At 73.7% G+C, this 15838-nt stretch carries 16 protein-coding genes and 2 tRNA genes; 6 read left to right on the forward strand and 12 right to left on the reverse strand.

The annotated features are described in order from the left end of the window. Genes EDC57_RS06920 through EDC57_RS06930 form a run of 3 tightly spaced genes read right to left on the reverse strand, consistent with a single transcriptional unit; the run spans nucleotide 1 to nucleotide 2871 of the window. Complete coding sequence (locus EDC57_RS06920; protein WP_123401162.1) at nucleotides 1-1323, reverse strand: TRAP transporter large permease; 1323 nt, start codon at nucleotides 1321-1323, stop codon at nucleotides 1-3. Then, nucleotides 1320-1838, reverse strand: coding sequence for a TRAP transporter small permease (locus EDC57_RS06925; protein WP_123401163.1), 519 nt, complete (start codon nucleotides 1836-1838; stop codon nucleotides 1320-1322). The genes EDC57_RS06920 and EDC57_RS06925 overlap by 4 nt, the downstream gene beginning before the upstream one ends. Before the next feature lie 7 nt (nucleotides 1839-1845). Beyond that, entirely contained in the window at nucleotides 1846-2871 is a 1026-nt protein-coding gene (locus EDC57_RS06930) for a TRAP transporter substrate-binding protein (RefSeq protein WP_123401164.1), read from the reverse strand. A 234-nt stretch (nucleotides 2872-3105) separates the two neighbouring features. Between EDC57_RS06930 and EDC57_RS06935 the strand changes: the two genes are divergently transcribed. Continuing rightward, the gene (locus EDC57_RS06935; protein ID WP_123401165.1) at nucleotides 3106-4305 is read left to right on the forward strand and encodes a CsgG/HfaB family protein; all 1200 of its coding nucleotides are present in this window, start codon (nucleotides 3106-3108) and stop codon (nucleotides 4303-4305) included. A gap of 30 nt (nucleotides 4306-4335) precedes the next feature. Here EDC57_RS06935 and EDC57_RS06940 read toward each other — a convergent pair whose 3' ends face one another. The 3 genes from EDC57_RS06940 to EDC57_RS06950 form a co-directional block, all read right to left on the reverse strand. Next, the gene (locus EDC57_RS06940; RefSeq protein WP_123401166.1) at nucleotides 4336-6660 is read right to left on the reverse strand and encodes an aldehyde ferredoxin oxidoreductase C-terminal domain-containing protein; all 2325 of its coding nucleotides are present in this window, start codon (nucleotides 6658-6660) and stop codon (nucleotides 4336-4338) included. A gap of 103 nt (nucleotides 6661-6763) precedes the next feature. After that, nucleotides 6764-7246: a MarR family winged helix-turn-helix transcriptional regulator gene (locus EDC57_RS06945; protein WP_123401167.1), complete on the reverse strand. Its 483-nt coding sequence runs from the start codon at nucleotides 7244-7246 to the stop codon at nucleotides 6764-6766. A 44-nt stretch (nucleotides 7247-7290) separates the two neighbouring features. Beyond that, nucleotides 7291-8205: an RluA family pseudouridine synthase gene (locus EDC57_RS06950; RefSeq protein WP_123401168.1), complete on the reverse strand. Its 915-nt coding sequence runs from the start codon at nucleotides 8203-8205 to the stop codon at nucleotides 7291-7293. Between the two features lie 123 nt (nucleotides 8206-8328). Here EDC57_RS06950 and gltX point away from each other — a divergent pair, with 123 nt between their 5' ends. From gltX to EDC57_RS06965, 3 genes are all read left to right on the forward strand, one after another. Further along, entirely contained in the window at nucleotides 8329-9741 is a 1413-nt protein-coding gene (gene gltX / locus EDC57_RS06955) for a glutamate--tRNA ligase (RefSeq protein ID WP_123401169.1), read from the forward strand. A gap of 41 nt (nucleotides 9742-9782) precedes the next feature. Further along, a tRNA-Ala gene (locus tag EDC57_RS06960) sits at nucleotides 9783-9858 on the forward strand. 56 nt (nucleotides 9859-9914) lie between these two features. After that, nucleotides 9915-9991 (forward strand) — tRNA-Glu (locus EDC57_RS06965). A 16-nt stretch (nucleotides 9992-10007) separates the two neighbouring features. Here EDC57_RS06965 and EDC57_RS06970 read toward each other — a convergent pair. Both EDC57_RS06970 and EDC57_RS06975 read right to left on the reverse strand, forming a co-directional pair. Then, a complete protein-coding gene (locus EDC57_RS06970) occupies nucleotides 10008-10673 on the reverse strand; it encodes a HEAT repeat domain-containing protein (RefSeq protein ID WP_123401170.1) in 666 nt (221 codons plus the stop codon). A 114-nt stretch (nucleotides 10674-10787) separates the two neighbouring features. Then, nucleotides 10788-11267: a DUF302 domain-containing protein gene (locus tag EDC57_RS06975; protein ID WP_123401171.1), complete on the reverse strand. Its 480-nt coding sequence runs from the start codon at nucleotides 11265-11267 to the stop codon at nucleotides 10788-10790. Between the two features lie 80 nt (nucleotides 11268-11347). Here EDC57_RS06975 and EDC57_RS06980 point away from each other — a divergent pair, with 80 nt between their 5' ends. Then, nucleotides 11348-12046: a hypothetical protein gene (locus EDC57_RS06980; protein ID WP_123401172.1), complete on the forward strand. Its 699-nt coding sequence runs from the start codon at nucleotides 11348-11350 to the stop codon at nucleotides 12044-12046. Between the two features lie 16 nt (nucleotides 12047-12062). On the opposite strand, the gene EDC57_RS06985 is transcribed toward EDC57_RS06980, so the two are convergent. Further along, the gene (locus EDC57_RS06985; protein ID WP_123401173.1) at nucleotides 12063-12644 is read right to left on the reverse strand and encodes a TMEM165/GDT1 family protein; all 582 of its coding nucleotides are present in this window, start codon (nucleotides 12642-12644) and stop codon (nucleotides 12063-12065) included. 179 nt (nucleotides 12645-12823) lie between these two features. On the opposite strand from EDC57_RS06985, the gene EDC57_RS06990 reads away from it, so the two are divergent. Beyond that, nucleotides 12824-13477: a hypothetical protein gene (locus EDC57_RS06990; RefSeq protein ID WP_123401174.1), complete on the forward strand. Its 654-nt coding sequence runs from the start codon at nucleotides 12824-12826 to the stop codon at nucleotides 13475-13477. 9 nt (nucleotides 13478-13486) lie between these two features. Here EDC57_RS06990 and EDC57_RS06995 read toward each other — a convergent pair whose 3' ends face one another. The 3 genes from EDC57_RS06995 to dapD all read right to left on the reverse strand — a co-directional run bounded on the left by EDC57_RS06995 (nucleotide 13487) and on the right by dapD (nucleotide 15825). Then, nucleotides 13487-13795 carry a hypothetical protein gene (locus tag EDC57_RS06995; RefSeq protein WP_123401175.1) on the reverse strand — a complete coding sequence of 103 codons (309 nt, stop codon included), beginning with the start codon at nucleotides 13793-13795 and terminating at the stop codon, nucleotides 13487-13489. A gap of 67 nt (nucleotides 13796-13862) precedes the next feature. Then, nucleotides 13863-14996, reverse strand: coding sequence for a succinyl-diaminopimelate desuccinylase (dapE, locus tag EDC57_RS07000; protein WP_123401176.1), 1134 nt, complete (start codon nucleotides 14994-14996; stop codon nucleotides 13863-13865). Nucleotides 14997-15000: 4 nt separating this feature from the next. Further along, nucleotides 15001-15825 carry a 2,3,4,5-tetrahydropyridine-2,6-dicarboxylate N-succinyltransferase gene (dapD, locus tag EDC57_RS07005; RefSeq protein WP_123401177.1) on the reverse strand — a complete coding sequence of 275 codons (825 nt, stop codon included), beginning with the start codon at nucleotides 15823-15825 and terminating at the stop codon, nucleotides 15001-15003. Nucleotides 15826-15838: the final 13 nt, after the last annotated feature.

Below are 15838 nucleotides of genomic sequence, written 5' to 3' on the forward strand. Positions count from 1 at the left end.
TCAGCGGGCGAGGGCGTGCGGCAGCCACAGGGTCAGCGCTGGGAAGGCGACGAGCAGCAGCACCCGCAGGGCGTCGGAGAGCAGGAAGGGCACGACGCCGCGATAGATCTCGCCGAGGCGGACGTCGGGGGCCATGCCGTGGATGACGAAGACGTTCATGCCCACCGGCGGCGTGATGAGCCCCACCTCCACCACCACGAGGGCGAGGATGCCGAACCAGATCTTGAGGTCCTCCACCGGCAGGCCGAAGTCCAGCGCCGCCACCACCGGCCAGAAGATGGGCACCGTGAGCAGGATCATGGACAGGGAGTCCATGACGCAGCCGAGGGCGAGGTAGAGGAGCAGCATCGCCGCCAGCACCAGGTGGGGCGGCAGGCCGCTGCCGCCGATGAGGCGCGCCGCCTCGGCGGGCAGGCGGGTGAGGGCGAGGAAGGCGTTGAGGACCTCGGCGCCGAGGAGGATGAGGTAGATCATGGCCGTCGCCGAGGCCGCGCCCAGCAGGCACGCGGCAAGGCCCCGCCGGTCGAGGCGCCCGCGCGCCAGCGCAAGGAGCGCCGTCGCCGCGGCGCCCACCGCGGCCCCCTCCGTGGGCGTGAACAGGCCCGCGTAGATGCCCCCGATCACGAGCAGGAAGATGGTGCCGACGGGCCACACCTCCGCCAGGGTGCGCCAGCGTCGGCGGCGCAGGGCGGCGTCGGCGGGCGGCCCGGCCCCGGGATGGAGGCGCACGTAGAGCGAGACCGCGGCCATGTAGCCCAGGGCGGCGACGATCCCCGGGATCAGGGCGGCCTCGAACATGGTGACGATGTTGCCCTCGGTGAGGATGGCGTAGATCACCAGCACCACCGACGGCGGGATCAGGATGCCGAGGGTGCCGCCGGCGGCGAGCGCACCGGTGGCCAGCGCGGGGGCGTAGCGGTGGCGGCGCAGCTCCGGCAGCGCCACCTGGCCCATGGTGGCGGCGGTGGCCAGCGACGAGCCGCAGATGGCGCCGAAGCCCGCGCAGGCACCGACGGCGGCCATGGCGAGCCCCCCGGGGCGCCGTCCCAGCCAGGCGCTGGCGGCGTCGAAGAGGGCCCGGCTCATGCCGGCGCGGGTGGCGAACTGGCCCATGAGCAGGAAGAGGGGGATCACCGAGAGGTCGTAGGTGCCGAAGCGCCAGTAGGCCGCGGTCTTGAGGTAGGCGAGCAGGGGCCCCCAGCCCGAGAGCGCGACGTAGCCGGCCATGCCCACGGCCATCATGGCGACGCCGATGGGCATGCGGGCGGCGAGGAGCACGAGGAGGAGGCCGAGCATCGCGAGCCCGAAGGCGACCGGGCTCATCGGGACCCTCCGCGAAGATCGTGCCAGGCGGTGGCGAGGCAGGTCGCGGCGAGGAGCAGCAGGCTGGCGACGATGGGGATGAAGCCCCACCACAGGGGCACGCCGAGGACCATGGTCTGCTCGCCGTAGCGGCGCATGTCCAGGCCGCCGAGGGCCATGCGCCAGGCGAGCAGGAGGGCGAGGGCCCCGTAGAGCGCCGACCACAGGGCATCGAGGCGGGCGCGCAGCCGCCGCGGCGCGCGCAGCGTGAAGACGTCCACGAGGACGTTGCCGCGCTGGAGCTGACACCAGGGCAGGAAGGCGAAGACCGCCACCGCGCATGCGATCTCCACCAGCTCGAAGTCCCCCGGGATCGGCCGGCCGAGGACGTAGCGGGTGCCGACGCTGACCACGGTGAGGGCGGCGGCGGCGAGGATCAGGACGCCGCCGGCGATGGCGAAGCCCCGGCACAGCCCGGCGAGCCAGCCGCCGGGGCCGGGTCCGCGGGCGGCAGGCGGCGCCGGCTCCCCGCCCACCGTCCCCTCAGCGGCTGTAGCGTTCGATGAGGGCGCGCGCCTCGCGCAGCATCGCCTCGCCGTCGAGGCCCATCGCGTTCATGCGCTCGACCCAGGCCCGCACCACCGGCCGCGTCGCCGCCTCCCAGCGCGCCACCTCCTCGGGCGGGAGCGCGTGGATGCGGTTGCCGCGCATCCGCGCCGCCTCGCGTCCCGGCGCCTCCGCGCGGTCCCACATCTCCCCGGCCTCGCGGGCGAGGGCCATGCCCGAGTGCTCGTCGATCACCCGGCGCAGGTCGGGGGGCAGGGCCTCGTAGCGCTGCCGGTTCATGGCGAGGAGGAAGACCGCGGTGTAGAGGCCGCGGGCGCCGCCCACCTCGGTGTGGCAGCAGACGAGCTCGTGGACCTTGAGCGGGCGCGTCACCTCGTAGGGCAGGAGCGCGCCGTCGATGACCCCGCGGGCGAGCGCCTGGGGCACCTGGGGCACCGGCATCCCCACGGGGGTGGCGCCGAGGGCGGCGAGGCCGTCGCGCATCGCCCGCGTGGGGGTGCGGATCTTGAGGCCCTGGAGATCCTCCAGCCGGCGCACGAGGCGGTCGCGCAGGTGGAACTGCCCCGGGGCGTGGACGTGGATGAGGAGCGGGTGCACGCCCCGGAACTCCTCGCGCATGTACCGCTCGTAGAAGGCCCAGGCCGCCTGGCTCGTGGCCTTCGCGCTCGCCGCCATGAAGGGCAGCTCGAAGACCTCGCTGATGGGGAAGCGACCGGGGGTGTAGCCGGTCAGGGTCCAGACCACGTCCACCACGCCCTCGCGCACCTGGTCGTAGAGCTGCGGCGGCTTGCCGCCGAGCTGCATCGCGGGGTAGATCTGGACCTCGATGCGCCCCCCCGAGGCCTGTTCGATCCGCTCGGCCCAGGGCTTGAGGAGCTTGCTGTGCGCGGTCGAGGGCGGCGGCAGGAAGTGGTGCAGCCTGAGCACCACCTCGGCGGCGCCGGCCGGGCCGACGGCGACGAGGAGGCCGAGCAGGAGGGCGAGAGGCCGGATCGGGCGCATGGCGGGCTCCTCCATCCGTGCCCCGGGGCGGGGCTTTTTGTTGTTATGGCGAACATCCGACCCCCGCGCGGCCGCAGTGGGAGGCCTGCGGGGCGAGGCTAGGCTATCATGGGGCATGCCCCTCGCGAACCGCTGGCTTGACCCGGGCGGGGCCCTTTACCGACCGTGGTCGGCACCGCGCACCGGTGGGGCGGCGCGGGAGGGAACGCGAAGACGACGAAGGGAGGGGCGATCATGCGATCCTGGCGCATGCGGGCGGGGATGGCGGCGGCGCTCACCGCGCTCGCCGTCACGGCGGCCGCGGACTACGTCGCCTACACGGTGGCGGACGGGCAGCGCGTGCCGCTTCCGGAGTCCATCGACGACCTCGACGTCGAGTACCTGCTTCGTCTGGAATGGGGCGCGTACCAGGGTCCCAAGGCGCGGGTCGCGGTGCTGCCGCTGGAGAACAACTCCAAGGCCTCCTCCATCACGATCCAGGGGCCCGGCGGCCGGGCCGTGACCTTCGAGGCCTTCGAGCGCGGCGGCGGAGGGGTCCCCGTGCAGGGGATCGAGGCCATGCTCACCGACGCCCTCCTCAAGACCGGCCGCTTCCGGCTCGTGGAGCGCCAGCAGCTCGATGCCGCGCTGCGCGAGCAGGACCTCGGCGCCTCGGGCCGCGTGGCCAAGCCCTCGGCGGCGAAGATCGGCAAGGTGCTGGGGGCGGAGTACCTGATCCAGGCCGTGATCACCAACTACGAGTCCGGGGTCGAGCAGAAGGGCGGCGGGCTCGGCGGGATCGTGGGCGGCCCGGGCGGCGCGCTGCTCGGCGGGCTGAGCATCCGGTCGAGCAAGGGCGTCGTGGGCATGAACTTCCGTCTCATCGACGCCGCCACCACGGAGGTGGTGTTCAGCAAGCAGGTGGAGGTGGAGGTCAAGAAGTCGGGCCTGAGCTTCGGCGGGCTGGGGATCGGGGGCGGCGGCGCCCTCGGCGGCTTCCTCTCCAAGTACAGCCAGACCCCCATCGGCCAGGCGGTGATCGCGGCCATCCACAAGGGGGTCTACGAGCTGGTCAAGCAGGTGGGGGCCAAGCCGCCCACGGGCTCCGTGATCAAGGTCGCCGGCACCCGCGTCTACCTCAACCTCGGCGAGGGGGTGGTGCGGCCCGGGGACGAGCTCCGCGTGCTCTCCAAGGGCGAGGAGCTGGTCGATCCCGAGACCGGCATCTCGCTGGGCGCCGAGACCGAGGAGATCGGGCGGCTGCGCGTCGTCCAGGTGAAGAAGCGCTTCAGCATCGCCGAGGTGGCGGCAGGGGATTCGGCCGCCATCAAGCGGGGCGACATGGTGGTGGCCACGCGCGCGCCGGCGCCGCTTCAGTTCGCGGCCGCCTTCGAGCCGCCCCGGAAGAAGCGCGCGGCCTCGGCGGCGACGTTCGAGAACAGCGGCAACAACTGAGCGCGGGCGGGGGCGCGCCCCCCGCCCCCCTCATCCCCCGCCGATCATGGGCACCACGGTGAGCCGGTCGCCGCTCGAGAGGCGCAGGGCGCCGGTGCCGGACAGGTGCAGGTCGCCGTTGACGGCGAGGTTGGCGAGCTCGTCGTCGACGAGCTCGGCCGCCTCGGGCAGGCGCCGGCGCAGGAACCGGCGCAGCTCCTCGACGTTGTCCACCGGCTCGTCCACCACCACCACGCCGTCCGGGGCGCCCGGCACCGGACGGGGCAGCTCCAGGCGCAGGGCGAAGCCGGTGGTGACCTGCGCCAGGCGCTCGGCCCAGTCGGGCTCGGGCACGCCCTCGGCGTTGAGGCCGGTGAGACGGTAGAAGCGCCGCTTGAGGGCCTCGAAGGCCTCGCGGTCGATGCGCTCGCCGCGGAAGGGTCCGGCGGTGTTGGGCTCCTCGAACCAGCGCTCCGGCAGGGTGTCGTCGCGCCCGCGCAGGCCGCGGCGGAAGTTGATCATGCGCTCGAGGCCGGTGATGTTGCGCCCGATCTCGTCGAGGGCGTCGGGGTCCAGCTCGATCCCCGTGAGGTTGCGGATCTGGGTCGCGAACTCCTCGTAGCCCGGCAGGGAGGGGGAGTTGAAGAGGCGGGTGTTGAAGCGGCACATGCCCAGCGCGTCGCCCACGGCGAAGGTGTTCTCGCAGCGGCGCACGGCGTACTCCTTGCCCTCGTAGCTGTTGGGTTCGGGTGAGACCGGGCCGCCGTAGAGGGCGGTCTTGAAGGCGCGGTCGTCGTTGATGCGGGCGTTGATCTCGAGGGTGACCCGGTTGCGCAGGTGGTCCATGCCGCGCGTGGCCACCGCCAGGCCGAGGGCGAAGGCCTTGAGGATGCGCGCATCGTGCGGGTCGGACTGGAACAGCCCCTTGACCGCCATGCGGTAGCGCAGCGCCTCCGGGGGGTAGTGGCCGCGCTCGACGGCGCGCGCCGAGTCGGCGATCACGTTGCCGAAGCCCTCGCGCCGGGCGGTCATGAAGAGCAGCCGCTCCACCACCTCGAAGTTGCCCCAGGTGAGCTCCAGCCCGCCGGTGTCCTCGCGCGTGAGGATGCCGCGCTGGTAGAGCTCCATGGCCCAGGCGATGGCGCTGCCGGTGCTCGCCGAGTCGAGGCCGAGGTCGTTGAGGATGTTGTTCAGGCGCAGGACGTGCTCGACGCGCTCGATGCCGATGTCCGGCCCGAACTTGCCCAGGGTTACGTACTCGGGGCCGTCGCCCCGGTCGTAGCGGTCGTAGACGTCGTCGCCGTTGCGGCCGCGCCAGGTCTTGGGGCGCAGGTGCACCTGCTCGGCCTGGGCGGGGTCGTAGCTGGCGTTGCCGCGTAGCCCGCGCAGGGCCTGGCTGCCCCAGCCCCCCTTGCCCTCCGGGGTCATGTCGTTGCGGGCGCGGCAGTGGACCGGGCACTTGAAGCAGCCGTCCATGCCCGGGCGGTAGGGGTCGATGTTGTCGGCGTCGAGGGCGTCGGTCCAGGTGGTCTCCTGGTGGTTCTTGGTGCCCATGGCGCCCAGCACGCGGCTCGGCTTGTAGAGGAAGGGCGTGCCCACCTGCTTGAGGGCGTTGCGGATGACGCTGGTGGAGAGGATCTTCCTGCCGATGGCCTTGTTGGCGAGCTTGGACTCGCGATCCAGCGCGGGCTCGGGGGGCGCGCCCTGGACGACGATGGCCTTGAGCCGAAGCGACCCCATCTTGGCCCCGGGGCCGCCGCGCGCCCAGATGGACTTGGGCCCGCCCATGATCCCGGCGCACAGGACCTCGTTCTCGCCCGCGGTGGTGATCCGGGCCATGGCGAGGTCCTTGCGCTCGGTGCCGCCGAGGTCGCGCTCGAGGGCGGCGGTCAGGTCGATGTTGTCCAGGCCGACGTAGGGGGCGGCGTCGAGGAAGTCCACCTCGGGGCCGCGGATGCGCAGCAGGGTCCACCGCGGGGCGCGCCCGTAGAGGACGAGATGGTCGTAGCCGTGGCGGCGGACGAAGGAGGGGAAGTAGTCTCCGGCGCTGGAGTCCATGAGGGCGTCGCTGTCCGGGGAGAGGCTGGTGAAGTTGCCCCGGGTGGCGCCGGGGACGTGGCCAGTGAGGAGGCCGACGCCGAAGATCAGCGGGATCTCCGGATCGAGCGCCTCCCGCCCGTCCTCCATCAGGTTGTAGAGCAGGTACATGTTGGCGCCGCGGCCGCCGAGGAAGGTGGTGAAGACCTCGCGCGGCAGGTAGGCGCGGCGGGTCTGCGCCCGCTCCAGGTCGACGAAGAGGACCGCCCCCTGGCCCGGGTACTGGGGCTGGTCGTGCATCCGGTCCAGAAGCCGTGCGACGCGCTCGCGGATGCCCATGGGCCACCTCCACCACGATCTTCGGTTCCCTGCGGATGGTAGGGTAGCAAAATGGTGGAGATCAAACAATAGGCGCCGAAGTTCTCCCCGCCCGCTGCGGGCCTCAGCGGCGGTCCGGGAAGATCCGTCCCAGCAGGTCGCGCAGCCGGGCCTGCTCGTCGGCGCCCAGGTGCGCCGTGAGGCGCGCCTCGTGCTCGGCGACCCGGCGCTTGAACTCGGGCAGGATGCGACGGCCGGCGGCGGTGAGCTCGATGGCGTTGGAGCGGCGGTCGGTGGCCGCACGGCGGCGGCGAACCCAGCCCTCGCGCTCGAGGCGGTCGATGATGGAGACCATGGTGGAGCGGTCGAGGCCGAGGGTGCGCGCAAGCTCCGACTGCTTGGCCCCGGGGTTGGCCTCGACGAGCACCAGGGCGCCGAAGAGGGTGGGGGTCAGGCCGAGGTCGGCGAAGGTCTCGAGGAAGTCGCGGAAGGTGGCGAGCTGGGCCATGCGGAGCTGGAAGCCCAGCAGGTCTGGGAGCATACCGAGGGAGAGCGTGCCGGGCGCGTGGGCCTCCTCGGCGACGGCTGTCTGGGTCGGCTTGGCCATGGGGCGGCATTGTAGCGGCGCCCGGGGCCGCGGTCGATCCAGGCTCAGTCGGCTGCCCGGGCTGCGGCGTCGTCCCCGGCGGGTGGGGCGGCGCCGAGGCCGATGCGCGCCTCCGGCAGGGCGAGGCGGATCTCGCGCCCGCTGAGGGGGCAGCGGAAGGCGAGGCCGTAGGCCACGAGGCGCATGCCCGGCGCCGCCGGCGCACCGGCGCCGTAGCGGGAGTCCCCCACCACGGGGTGGCCGAGGGCCGCGAAGTGGCGCCGGATCTGGTGCAGCCGGCCGGTGGTGATGAGGACGTCGACGAGGGTGCGGTCGTGCTCGGCGTCGTGGTCCAGGACCTCGTAGTCGGTGACCGCGGGCTTGCCGTCGAGGGGCAGGTCGATGCGCCCACGGGCGCCGTGGGCGGCGGCGAGATCGCCGTGGAGGAGGGCGCGGTAGCGCTTCTCGATGCGCTGCTGCTGGAAGAGGCGGGACAGCCCCGCCGCCGCCCGCCGCGAATGGGCCACCAGCATGAGCCCGGCGGCCTCGCGGTCCAGGCGGTGGACGAGGAAGACCGGGCGCCGTGTGGCCTTCTCCACCTGCCGCAGGAGGGCGCAGTGGTCGCCGTAGTCGGTGCCCTGGGCGAGAAGCCCCGCCGGCTTGTACCAGACGCCGTACTCGCCGAGGTCCTGGAACAGACGGGCCCGCGGCGGCTCGAGGGCGAGCACCGCGGGGTCGTAGAAGAGCTCGAGGCGGTCGCCGACCCGGAGCTCGGTCTTGGCCCGGCGCAGCCGCCGGCGCGGCCCGAGTCCGTCCCGGCGGGCCCTGCGGAGCCATGCCGCGCCCTTGGACATGGCCTCTTTGACCGCGCTCTTGGACAGGCCGGTGTGGCGCGCGAGGAAGGTGCAGGCCTCGCGCGGGTCGTCGCGGCCGACCTCGCGCTTGAGCACGATGCGCTGTTCCGGACGGAGCGGGGCCATGAGGGCTGGCGCTGCCTCGCGGGTTGCGTGGGGCGCGAAGGCTAGCGCGCGCCGCGCGGGCAGGCAAGGGGCGGGGGCGGGTGCTAGAATCCGCGCCTTTCGAGAGCACCGCGAGGACAGCCCATGACGGTCCGTACCCGCTTCGCGCCCAGCCCGACGGGCTATCTGCACGTGGGCGGGGCCCGCACCGCGCTCTTCTCCTGGCTCTACGCGCGGCGCCACGGCGGCACCTTCATCCTGCGTATCGAGGACACCGACCTCGAGCGCTCCACCGCCGAGTCGGTCAACGCCATCCTCGAGGGCATGGCCTGGCTCGGCCTGGAGTGGGACGAGGGCCCCTTCTTCCAGACCCGCAGGATGGAGCGCTACCGCGAGGTCATCGAGCGCCTCCTCGCCGAGGGCAAGGCCTACCGCTGCTACTGCTCCAGGGAGCGGCTGGAGGCGCTCCGGGCCGAGCAGCTCGCGCGCAAGGAGAAGCCGCGCTACGACGGGCTCTGCCGCGATCGCACCGACCACCCGGAGGGGCAGGCCTACGTGGTGCGCTTCCGCAACCCGCGCGAGGGCGCGGTGGTGGTGGAGGACCTGGTGCGCGGGCGGGTGGTGTTCGACAACCGCGAGCTCGACGACCTCATCATCGCCCGCTCCGACGGCACCCCCACGTACAACTTCACGGTGGTGGTGGACGACCTCGACATGGCCATCACCCACGTCATCCGCGGCGACGACCACCTCGCCAACACCCCGCGCCAGATCAACATCCTGCGCGCGCTGGGGGCGACGCCGCCGGCCTACGCCCACGTCCCCATGATCCTCGGTCCGGACGGGCAGCGCCTGTCCAAGCGCCACGGCGCGGTGAGCGTCATGGAGTACCGCGAGCGGGGCTACCTGCCCGAGGCGCTGCTCAACTACCTGGTGCGCCTCGGCTGGTCCCACGGCGACCAGGAGATCTTCTCCCTCGACGAGATGATCCGGCTCTTCGACATCGCCGACGTCAACAAGGCGCCCTCGAGCTTCAACGAGGAGAAGCTCCTCTGGCTCAATCACCACTACATCAAGGCCCTGGACCCGCAGCACGTGGCCCATCACCTGAGCTGGCACATGGGGCGGCTCGGCATCGACCCCGCCGCGGGGCCGGAGCTCGCCGACGTGGTGCTGGCGCAGCGCGAGCGCACCAAGACGCTGCGCGAGATGGCCGAGCGCAGCGCCTTCTTCTACCGCGAGCCCGCGGGCTACGACGAGAAGGCGGCGGCCAAGCACCTCACCGCCGAGGCGGCGCCGGTGCTCGAGGCGGTGCGCGTCCGGCTCGCCGGGCTCTCGCCCTGGACCCCGGAGCGCATCCACGAGCAGGTGGTGGCCACCGCCGAGGCGCTGGGCCTGAAGCTCGGGAAGGTGGCGCAGCCGATCCGGGTCGCGGTGACGGGGACCGCGGTCTCCCCGCCCATCGACCAGACCCTGGCCCTGCTCGGGCGGGAGCGGACGCTTGCGCGCATCGAGCGGGCGCTGGGCTGGATCGCGGGGCAGACGCAGGCGGGTTGACAGCCCGGGCAGGTTTGCGTAGATTTCCGCGCTCACACGACGGGGCTATAGCTCAGCTGGGAGAGCGCTTGCATGGCATGCAAGAGGTCGGCGGTTCGATCCCGCCTAGCTCCACCAGCCACGCCGGGGGGCTGATGCATCAGCCCCCTTCGTTCATCCGGCGCCCGGTCTTCGTCCCCATCGTCTAGCCGGCCTAGGACCCAGCCCTTTCAAGGCTGTAACAGGGGTTCGAATCCCCTTGGGGACGCCATTCGCCCGTGTCCGGGTCAGTGGGCGGTGGGCAGGTTGGCGCGCGCCTCCCGCGCGATGTCCCGGACCTGCGGATCGGGGTCCTCGAGAAGGGCCTCCACCGGCCCCACCGCGGCCGGGGAGCCGGTGAGCCCGAGGTAGTGGGCGGCGTCGGCGCGGCGGGCCGGGCCCTCGCCCCGGGCGAGCTCCGCCAGGGCCTCGATCCATCCCTCCAGCAGCCCCTCCCGCGCCAGCATCTCCAGCAGCGCGTCGAGGCCGAGGCGGACCTTGAGGTCCAGGTCCTCCCGCGCCAGCAGGTGCAGCAGCGCCGGGGTCCAGCGGCCGGGGGCCTGGAGCACGCGCCGCTCCATGAGGCTCAGGCGGCCGCCGGCGAGCTCGCTTCGCACGTATTCGGCGTGACCTTCCACCGTGCCCGTGCGCTCGATCCAACGGCGCAGGGCATCGGGTCCGTGCAGGCCCTCGAGCTCAAAGGGGCCGAGGCGCAGCCACGGCACGCCGCGCAGGCCGAGGGCCTCGGCCCGTTCGGGGTGGCGGGCGAGGTCCACCACCTCCAGGCGCGCGATCAGGCCCTCGCGCTGCAGCGCGGTCAGGAGGCGCTCCATGTGGGCGCAGTGGGGGCAGCCCGGGGCCACCAGGAGCTCGGCGGTGGGGGGCGGGGTGGGATGCCGGCTGCTCGCGTGCATGCTGCCAGCATGGACGCCGCGTGGGGTCCTGGCAATCTCCCTTCGGCGATAGTTGAGCAGGGCGCTCGGGAAAAGGGTCCGCCCGCGACGCGGCCCTGCCCCCCCGGGGCGGCCTCAGAAGAGCCCCAGGGCATCGCCGACGATGGACTCCACGAGGGCGTCCACGTCGGCCAGGGCCTTCCCGGAGCCCGGCGGCGCGAGGGGGGCGAGGCGCCAGTAGGCCACATGGACGAGGCCGGGGCGGTCGGCCAGCTCGTAGAGGGCGATGCGGTAGGGGCAGAAGGCGAGGTTGCGCGGGTCGGCCTCCACCATGGCGCGCGAGTAGCGCGCGGAGCAGAACTGGTAGACCTCGGCGCGACGGTAGACCTTGCGGGTGGCGCCGACGTCGCCTGCGGTGCGCGCCAGCATCTCGCCCACCCGCGAGATGTTGTCGATCACGAGCCCCTTGCCCTGGATGGCCTCCTGCAGGAAGGCGGCCACCTCGTCGAAGGAGGCCTGCACCGTGCGCACCACCAGCGTCTCGCCGGCGGCGGCGCGGTCGGCGGCAAGGGCCAGAAGCAGGGCGGCGAGGGCGGCAACGAAGGCTCGAGGCATGGCCTGGCTCCTCCATCGGGTTGACGTGGGTATGCCGGAAGGGTAGTCGAGTCGAGGGCGATCCGCGCGTCCGGGCAGGGGTGAAGGACCAGTACGTCGGCGACGTCAACGACTACCTCAAGTACGGGCTGCTGCGGGCGGCCGCCCGGGCGGGAACGCGCCTGCTGGTGGCGTGGATGCGCACCCCGCCGGACGGGGGCACGCACGGGCGGCGGCGCGGCTATCTGAGGCGCCCCGAGGCTTGGCGCGACGCCGACCCGCCGCTCTTCGACGCCCTGGCCGCCGCCACCGCGCCGTCCCTCGCGTGGGTCGAGGGCTCGGGGCTGCTGCCCGGCGCCCGCTTCTTCGGCGACGCGGTCCCGGCGGGGCGGGCGGCGCGGGCCGCCTGGCGCAGGCGGCTGCTCGCGGCCGCGGCGGATGCCGACCTCGTCTTCCTCGATCCCGACAACGGCCTCGCCGTCCCCTCGGTGCCGCCCGGGCGCGCGGCCTCCGCGCGCTACGTCTACCCGGAGACCGTGGCCGGGCTGTGGGCGGCGGGGCGGGCGGTGCTCGTGTTCCAGCACTTCGCGCGGCGGCGACGGGAGGTGGAGATCGCGCGGCGGTCGGCGCAGATCCAGGCGCTGACCCCGGGCGGCGACCACCTGGTCTTTGCCGGTGCGCACGCCTTCTTCCTGCTCGCCGCCCCGCGGGCGCAGGCCGTGCGGTGGGCGGCGGTGACCCGGGAGGTGGCGGGGCGCTGGGGTGAGCGGCTGGCGGTGGTGCGGGCGCGGCGGCCCTGAGGGGTGGCGCGCCCGTTCAGGCCGGCAGCAGCCAGGCGCGGGCGAGGGCGGCCAGCCCGAAGACGGCGAAGAGGGCGGCCGCACCCCGATGCATCCAGCCCGGCGGAAGGCGGCGCAGCAGCGTGCCGCCGACGGCGATGCCGAGGCCGGAGACCGCCCACAGGGCGAGGGTGCCGCCGGTGAAGACGGCCGCGGGGTCGCCGCCGCCTGCGGCGAGGGCCACCATGGCGAGCTGGGTCTTGTCGCCAAGCTCCGCGAGCAGGATGAGGCCGAAGCTGGCGAGGAAGGCGCTGCGCGCGGCGGTGCCGGCGGGCCGCTCCGCCCCGTCCCCGCCCGCCTCGCGCCAGGTGCGCCAGGCGAAGACCAAAAAGAGCAGGCCCGCGGCGGTGAGCACCGCCCGTTCGGGGAGGAGGCGGTCGAGGGCGGCGCCTGCGAGCACGGCCAGGGCGTTGAGGACGGCGAAGGCGGCGAAGACCCCGGCGAGCACCGGCCGCACCGGGTAGCGGTGGGCGAGCGCCATCGCCATGAGCTGGGTCTTGTCCCCCATCTCGGCGGCGAAGATCAGGGCGAAGGAGGAAAGGGCCAGGGTCGGATCCATGGCGGTGCGGCTCCCGGGACGGCGGCGGGCAAGGGTAGCCGCGTCGGGAAGGGCGGGCAAGGCGGGCACCCCGGGGCGGTGTCGCTGGTCCATACTGGCGGAGGCTGTCGGCACGAGGAGCGGACGATGCACGAGCGGCCGGGCGGAGCACCGCAGCCACGGGCGACGGGAGGGCGCTGATGGACCTCGCCTCTCTTCAGGAGACCCTGCAGCAGATCTACGACGTCGATCCCGGGCACGACGTGCGCCGCTTCGTGATCACCGACGCGCGTCTCGCCCGGATCCTCGGTGGCGGGCGCGAGTCGCCGGAGCGGCTGCTGGTGCGCTGCGAGGCGGGTGAGGTGGCGCTGTCGCTCTACATCGACGAGGCCGTGCTCGCCCGGCTGCGGCGCGACGATCCGCTCCGCGAGCTGCACCCCGGCAACCTCGCCGACTTCTGTACCGCCCTCGAGGGGGTGAGCCATTTCGTCTACCTGGCCTTCCACGCCGGCCACGACCGGCCGGTGACGCGCCTGGAGCTGGAGCTGCAGGCCGAGGTGGACAAGTACGTGACCGCGGCGGCGCTCATGGTGCGCCAGCGCCGCCGGCTGCCGCCCCGGGCCCTGCGCCGGCGCCTGTTCCATCACGTGCGCTTCGCCGCCGGGATGCCGGCGGAGGAGCTGCGCCGCTACTGGTGGGCCAACCGCTACGCCGATCTCTACTGTGCCGGGATCGAGCGGGTGCTCCGGCAGGGGCCGCGGCTGCCGCCCCTCGCCAACGAGCTGCGCCGCTTCTACCGCCTGCCGCAGGCGGGCAAGATCGCCCGCGCCCGGCGCTTCGCCGCAGGCCCCTGAGCGGCGGGCTCAGGACGCCGGCGCCGCGAGCATCTCCTCGAGCCAGGCGCGCACGCGGCGGCGGCAGACCACGGGGTCGCAGCCCGGGCGAAGCCGGGGCGCAAGCAGGGTGCGCAGGGTCTCCTCCTCGACGTCGAGCAGCGCCACCAGCGCCACCAGCGTGCGCTCGCGCTCGTTGCGCGCCGCCTGCAACAGCTCAACGGTGGAGCGGCCCTCCAGATGGCGGCGGCGCAGGACCTCCCGCAGGGCCGCCGCCTCCACCTCGCAGAAGCAGCGCGCGGGTCTTGCCGTCGCGTCGAGCCTCTTCGTCGCCTCCATGGTGGCGTCCCCTGCCTTCGCGCTGCTGTGATCTTCGACCCCCCGCGGCGCGGCCGGTTCGGCCGCCTCAGCCGGGGGCGAGCAGGGTCTCGATGATGCGCCCGTAGACCTCGGCCAGGCGCTCGAGATCCGCCACCGCCACGCGCTCGTCCACCTGATGGATGGTGGCGTTGAGCGGGCCGAGCTCCACGACCTGGGCCCCGGCCGCGGCGAGGAAGCGCCCGTCCGAGGTGCCGCCCCCGGTGGAGCAGCGCGGGCGCAGGCCGCAGACCGCCTCCACCGCGTCCAGCACCGCCGCGAGCAAGGGCCCGCCGCGGGTGATGAAGGGCTGCGACGGCGGATCCCAGGCGAGGCGGTAGCGCAGGCGGTGGCGGTCGAGGATCGCGCGCACAGCGCGCTCCAGGGAGGCCGGATCCTGGCCGGGGGCGTAGCGGAAGTTGAAGCGCACCGTGAGCTCCCCCGGGATGACGTTGTCGGCGCCGGTGCCGGCGTGCAGGTTGGAGATCTGGAAGCTGGTGGGCGGGAAGTCCTCGTCGCCCTCGTCCCAGCGGGCGGCGCAGAGCTCGGCCAGCGCGGGCGCCGCCCGGTGCACGGGGTTGTCGGCGCGCTCGGGGTAGGCGACATGGCCCTGGACGCCGACAACGGTGAGGGTGCCGTTGAGGGAGCCGCGCCGCCCGTGCTTGACCACGTCGCCGAGGCGCTGCTCGCTGCTCGGCTCGCCCACCAGGCACCAGTCGACGGCCTCGCCGCGCGCCCGCAGCGTCTCCACTACGCGGGCGGTGCCGTCCACCGCCGGCCCCTCCTCGTCGCTGGTGAGCAGCAGCGCCAGCGAGCCCGCAGGGCGGGGGTGGCGGGCGGCGAAGCGCTCGGCGGCCACCACCATCGCCGCCACCGCGCCCTTCATGTCCGCGGCCCCGCGCCCGTGCAGGAAGCCGTCGCGCACCGTGGGCTCGAAGGGCGGGGTGTGCCAGGCCGCGGCGGGTCCCGGGGGCACCACGTCGGTGTGGCCGGCGAGCACCAGGAGCGGGCGGCGCGCGCCGAGGCGCGCCCAGAGGTTGGCCACGGGCCCGTGGGGGTGGTGCTCGATGGCGAAGCCGGCCGCCGCCAGGCGCTCGGCGACGAGGGCCTGGCAGCCGGCGTCCTCCGGCGTGACCGAGGGGCGCCGGATCAGCTCGCAGGCGAGGTCGAGGACCGCCGACACCGGCTCAGTCCACGTCCCGCAGCAGCTCGTTGATGCCCACCTTGGCGCGCGTCTGGGCGTCCACCTGCTTGACGATGACGGCGCAGTAGAGGGCGTAGCGGCCGTCCTTGGAGGGCAGGCTCCCGGGGACCACCACCGAGCCCGCGGGCACGCGGCCGTAGCTGATCTCGCCGGTGAGGCGGTTGTAGATCTTGGTGCTCTGGCCGATGTAGACGCCCATGGAGATCACCGAGCCGCGCTCGACGATGACGCCCTCGACGATCTCGGAGCGGGCGCCGATGAAGCAGTCGTCCTCGATGATGGTGGGGCGGGCCTGGAGCGGCTCGAGGACGCCGCCGATGCCGACGCCGCCGGAGAGGTGGACGTTCTTGCCGATCTGGGCGCAGGAGCCGACGGTGGCCCAGGTGTCCACCATGGTGCCGCTGTCGACGTAGGCGCCGATGTTGACGTAGCTCGGCATGAGCACGCAGTTGGGGGCGACGTAGGCGCCGCGCCGCACGGTCGCCGGCGGCACCACGCGCACCCCCTCGGCGGCGAAGCGCTCGGCGTCGTAGCCCGCGTGCTTGAGGGGGACCTTGTCGTAGAAGCGGGTGTGGCCGCCCTCGATGACCTGGTTGGGGTAGAGGCGGAAGGAGAGCAGCACCGCCTTCTTGAGCCACTCGTGCACCACCCAGGCGCCGTCGATGCGCTCAGCCACGCGCAGCTCGCCGCGGTCGAGGCGGTCGAGGACCTCGTCGACGGCCTCGCGGAACAGCTCCGGGGCCTTGTCCGGGCCGAGCTCGGCGCGCGCCGCCCAGGCCTCCTCGATGGTCTGCTGCAGGTCGTACATGGCGATCCTCCTG

The organism is Inmirania thermothiophila (assembly GCF_003751635.1).
GTDB classification, from domain to species: Bacteria; Pseudomonadota; Gammaproteobacteria; order DSM-100275; family DSM-100275; genus Inmirania; species Inmirania thermothiophila.

Coding starts and splice junctions, on each gene's coding strand:
- EDC57_RS06920 (WP_123401162.1), bottom strand. CDS start 1,323: ATGAGCCCGGTCGCCTTCGGGCTCGCGATGCTCGGCCTCCTCCTCGTG.
- EDC57_RS06930 (WP_123401164.1), bottom strand. CDS start 2,871: ATGCGCCCGATCCGGCCTCTCGCCCTCCTGCTCGGCCTCCTCGTCGCC.
- EDC57_RS06935 (WP_123401165.1), top strand. CDS start 3,106: ATGCGATCCTGGCGCATGCGGGCGGGGATGGCGGCGGCGCTCACCGCG.
- EDC57_RS06940 (WP_123401166.1), bottom strand. CDS start 6,660: ATGGGCATCCGCGAGCGCGTCGCACGGCTTCTGGACCGGATGCACGAC.
- EDC57_RS06945 (WP_123401167.1), bottom strand. CDS start 7,246: ATGGCCAAGCCGACCCAGACAGCCGTCGCCGAGGAGGCCCACGCGCCC.
- EDC57_RS06950 (WP_123401168.1), bottom strand. CDS start 8,205: ATGGCCCCGCTCCGTCCGGAACAGCGCATCGTGCTCAAGCGCGAGGTC.
- gltX (WP_123401169.1), top strand. CDS start 8,329: ATGACGGTCCGTACCCGCTTCGCGCCCAGCCCGACGGGCTATCTGCAC.
- EDC57_RS06970 (WP_123401170.1), bottom strand. CDS start 10,673: ATGCACGCGAGCAGCCGGCATCCCACCCCGCCCCCCACCGCCGAGCTC.
- EDC57_RS06975 (WP_123401171.1), bottom strand. CDS start 11,267: ATGCCTCGAGCCTTCGTTGCCGCCCTCGCCGCCCTGCTTCTGGCCCTT.
- EDC57_RS06985 (WP_123401173.1), bottom strand. CDS start 12,644: ATGGATCCGACCCTGGCCCTTTCCTCCTTCGCCCTGATCTTCGCCGCC.
- EDC57_RS06990 (WP_123401174.1), top strand. CDS start 12,824: ATGGACCTCGCCTCTCTTCAGGAGACCCTGCAGCAGATCTACGACGTC.
- EDC57_RS06995 (WP_123401175.1), bottom strand. CDS start 13,795: ATGGAGGCGACGAAGAGGCTCGACGCGACGGCAAGACCCGCGCGCTGC.
- dapD (WP_123401177.1), bottom strand. CDS start 15,825: ATGTACGACCTGCAGCAGACCATCGAGGAGGCCTGGGCGGCGCGCGCC.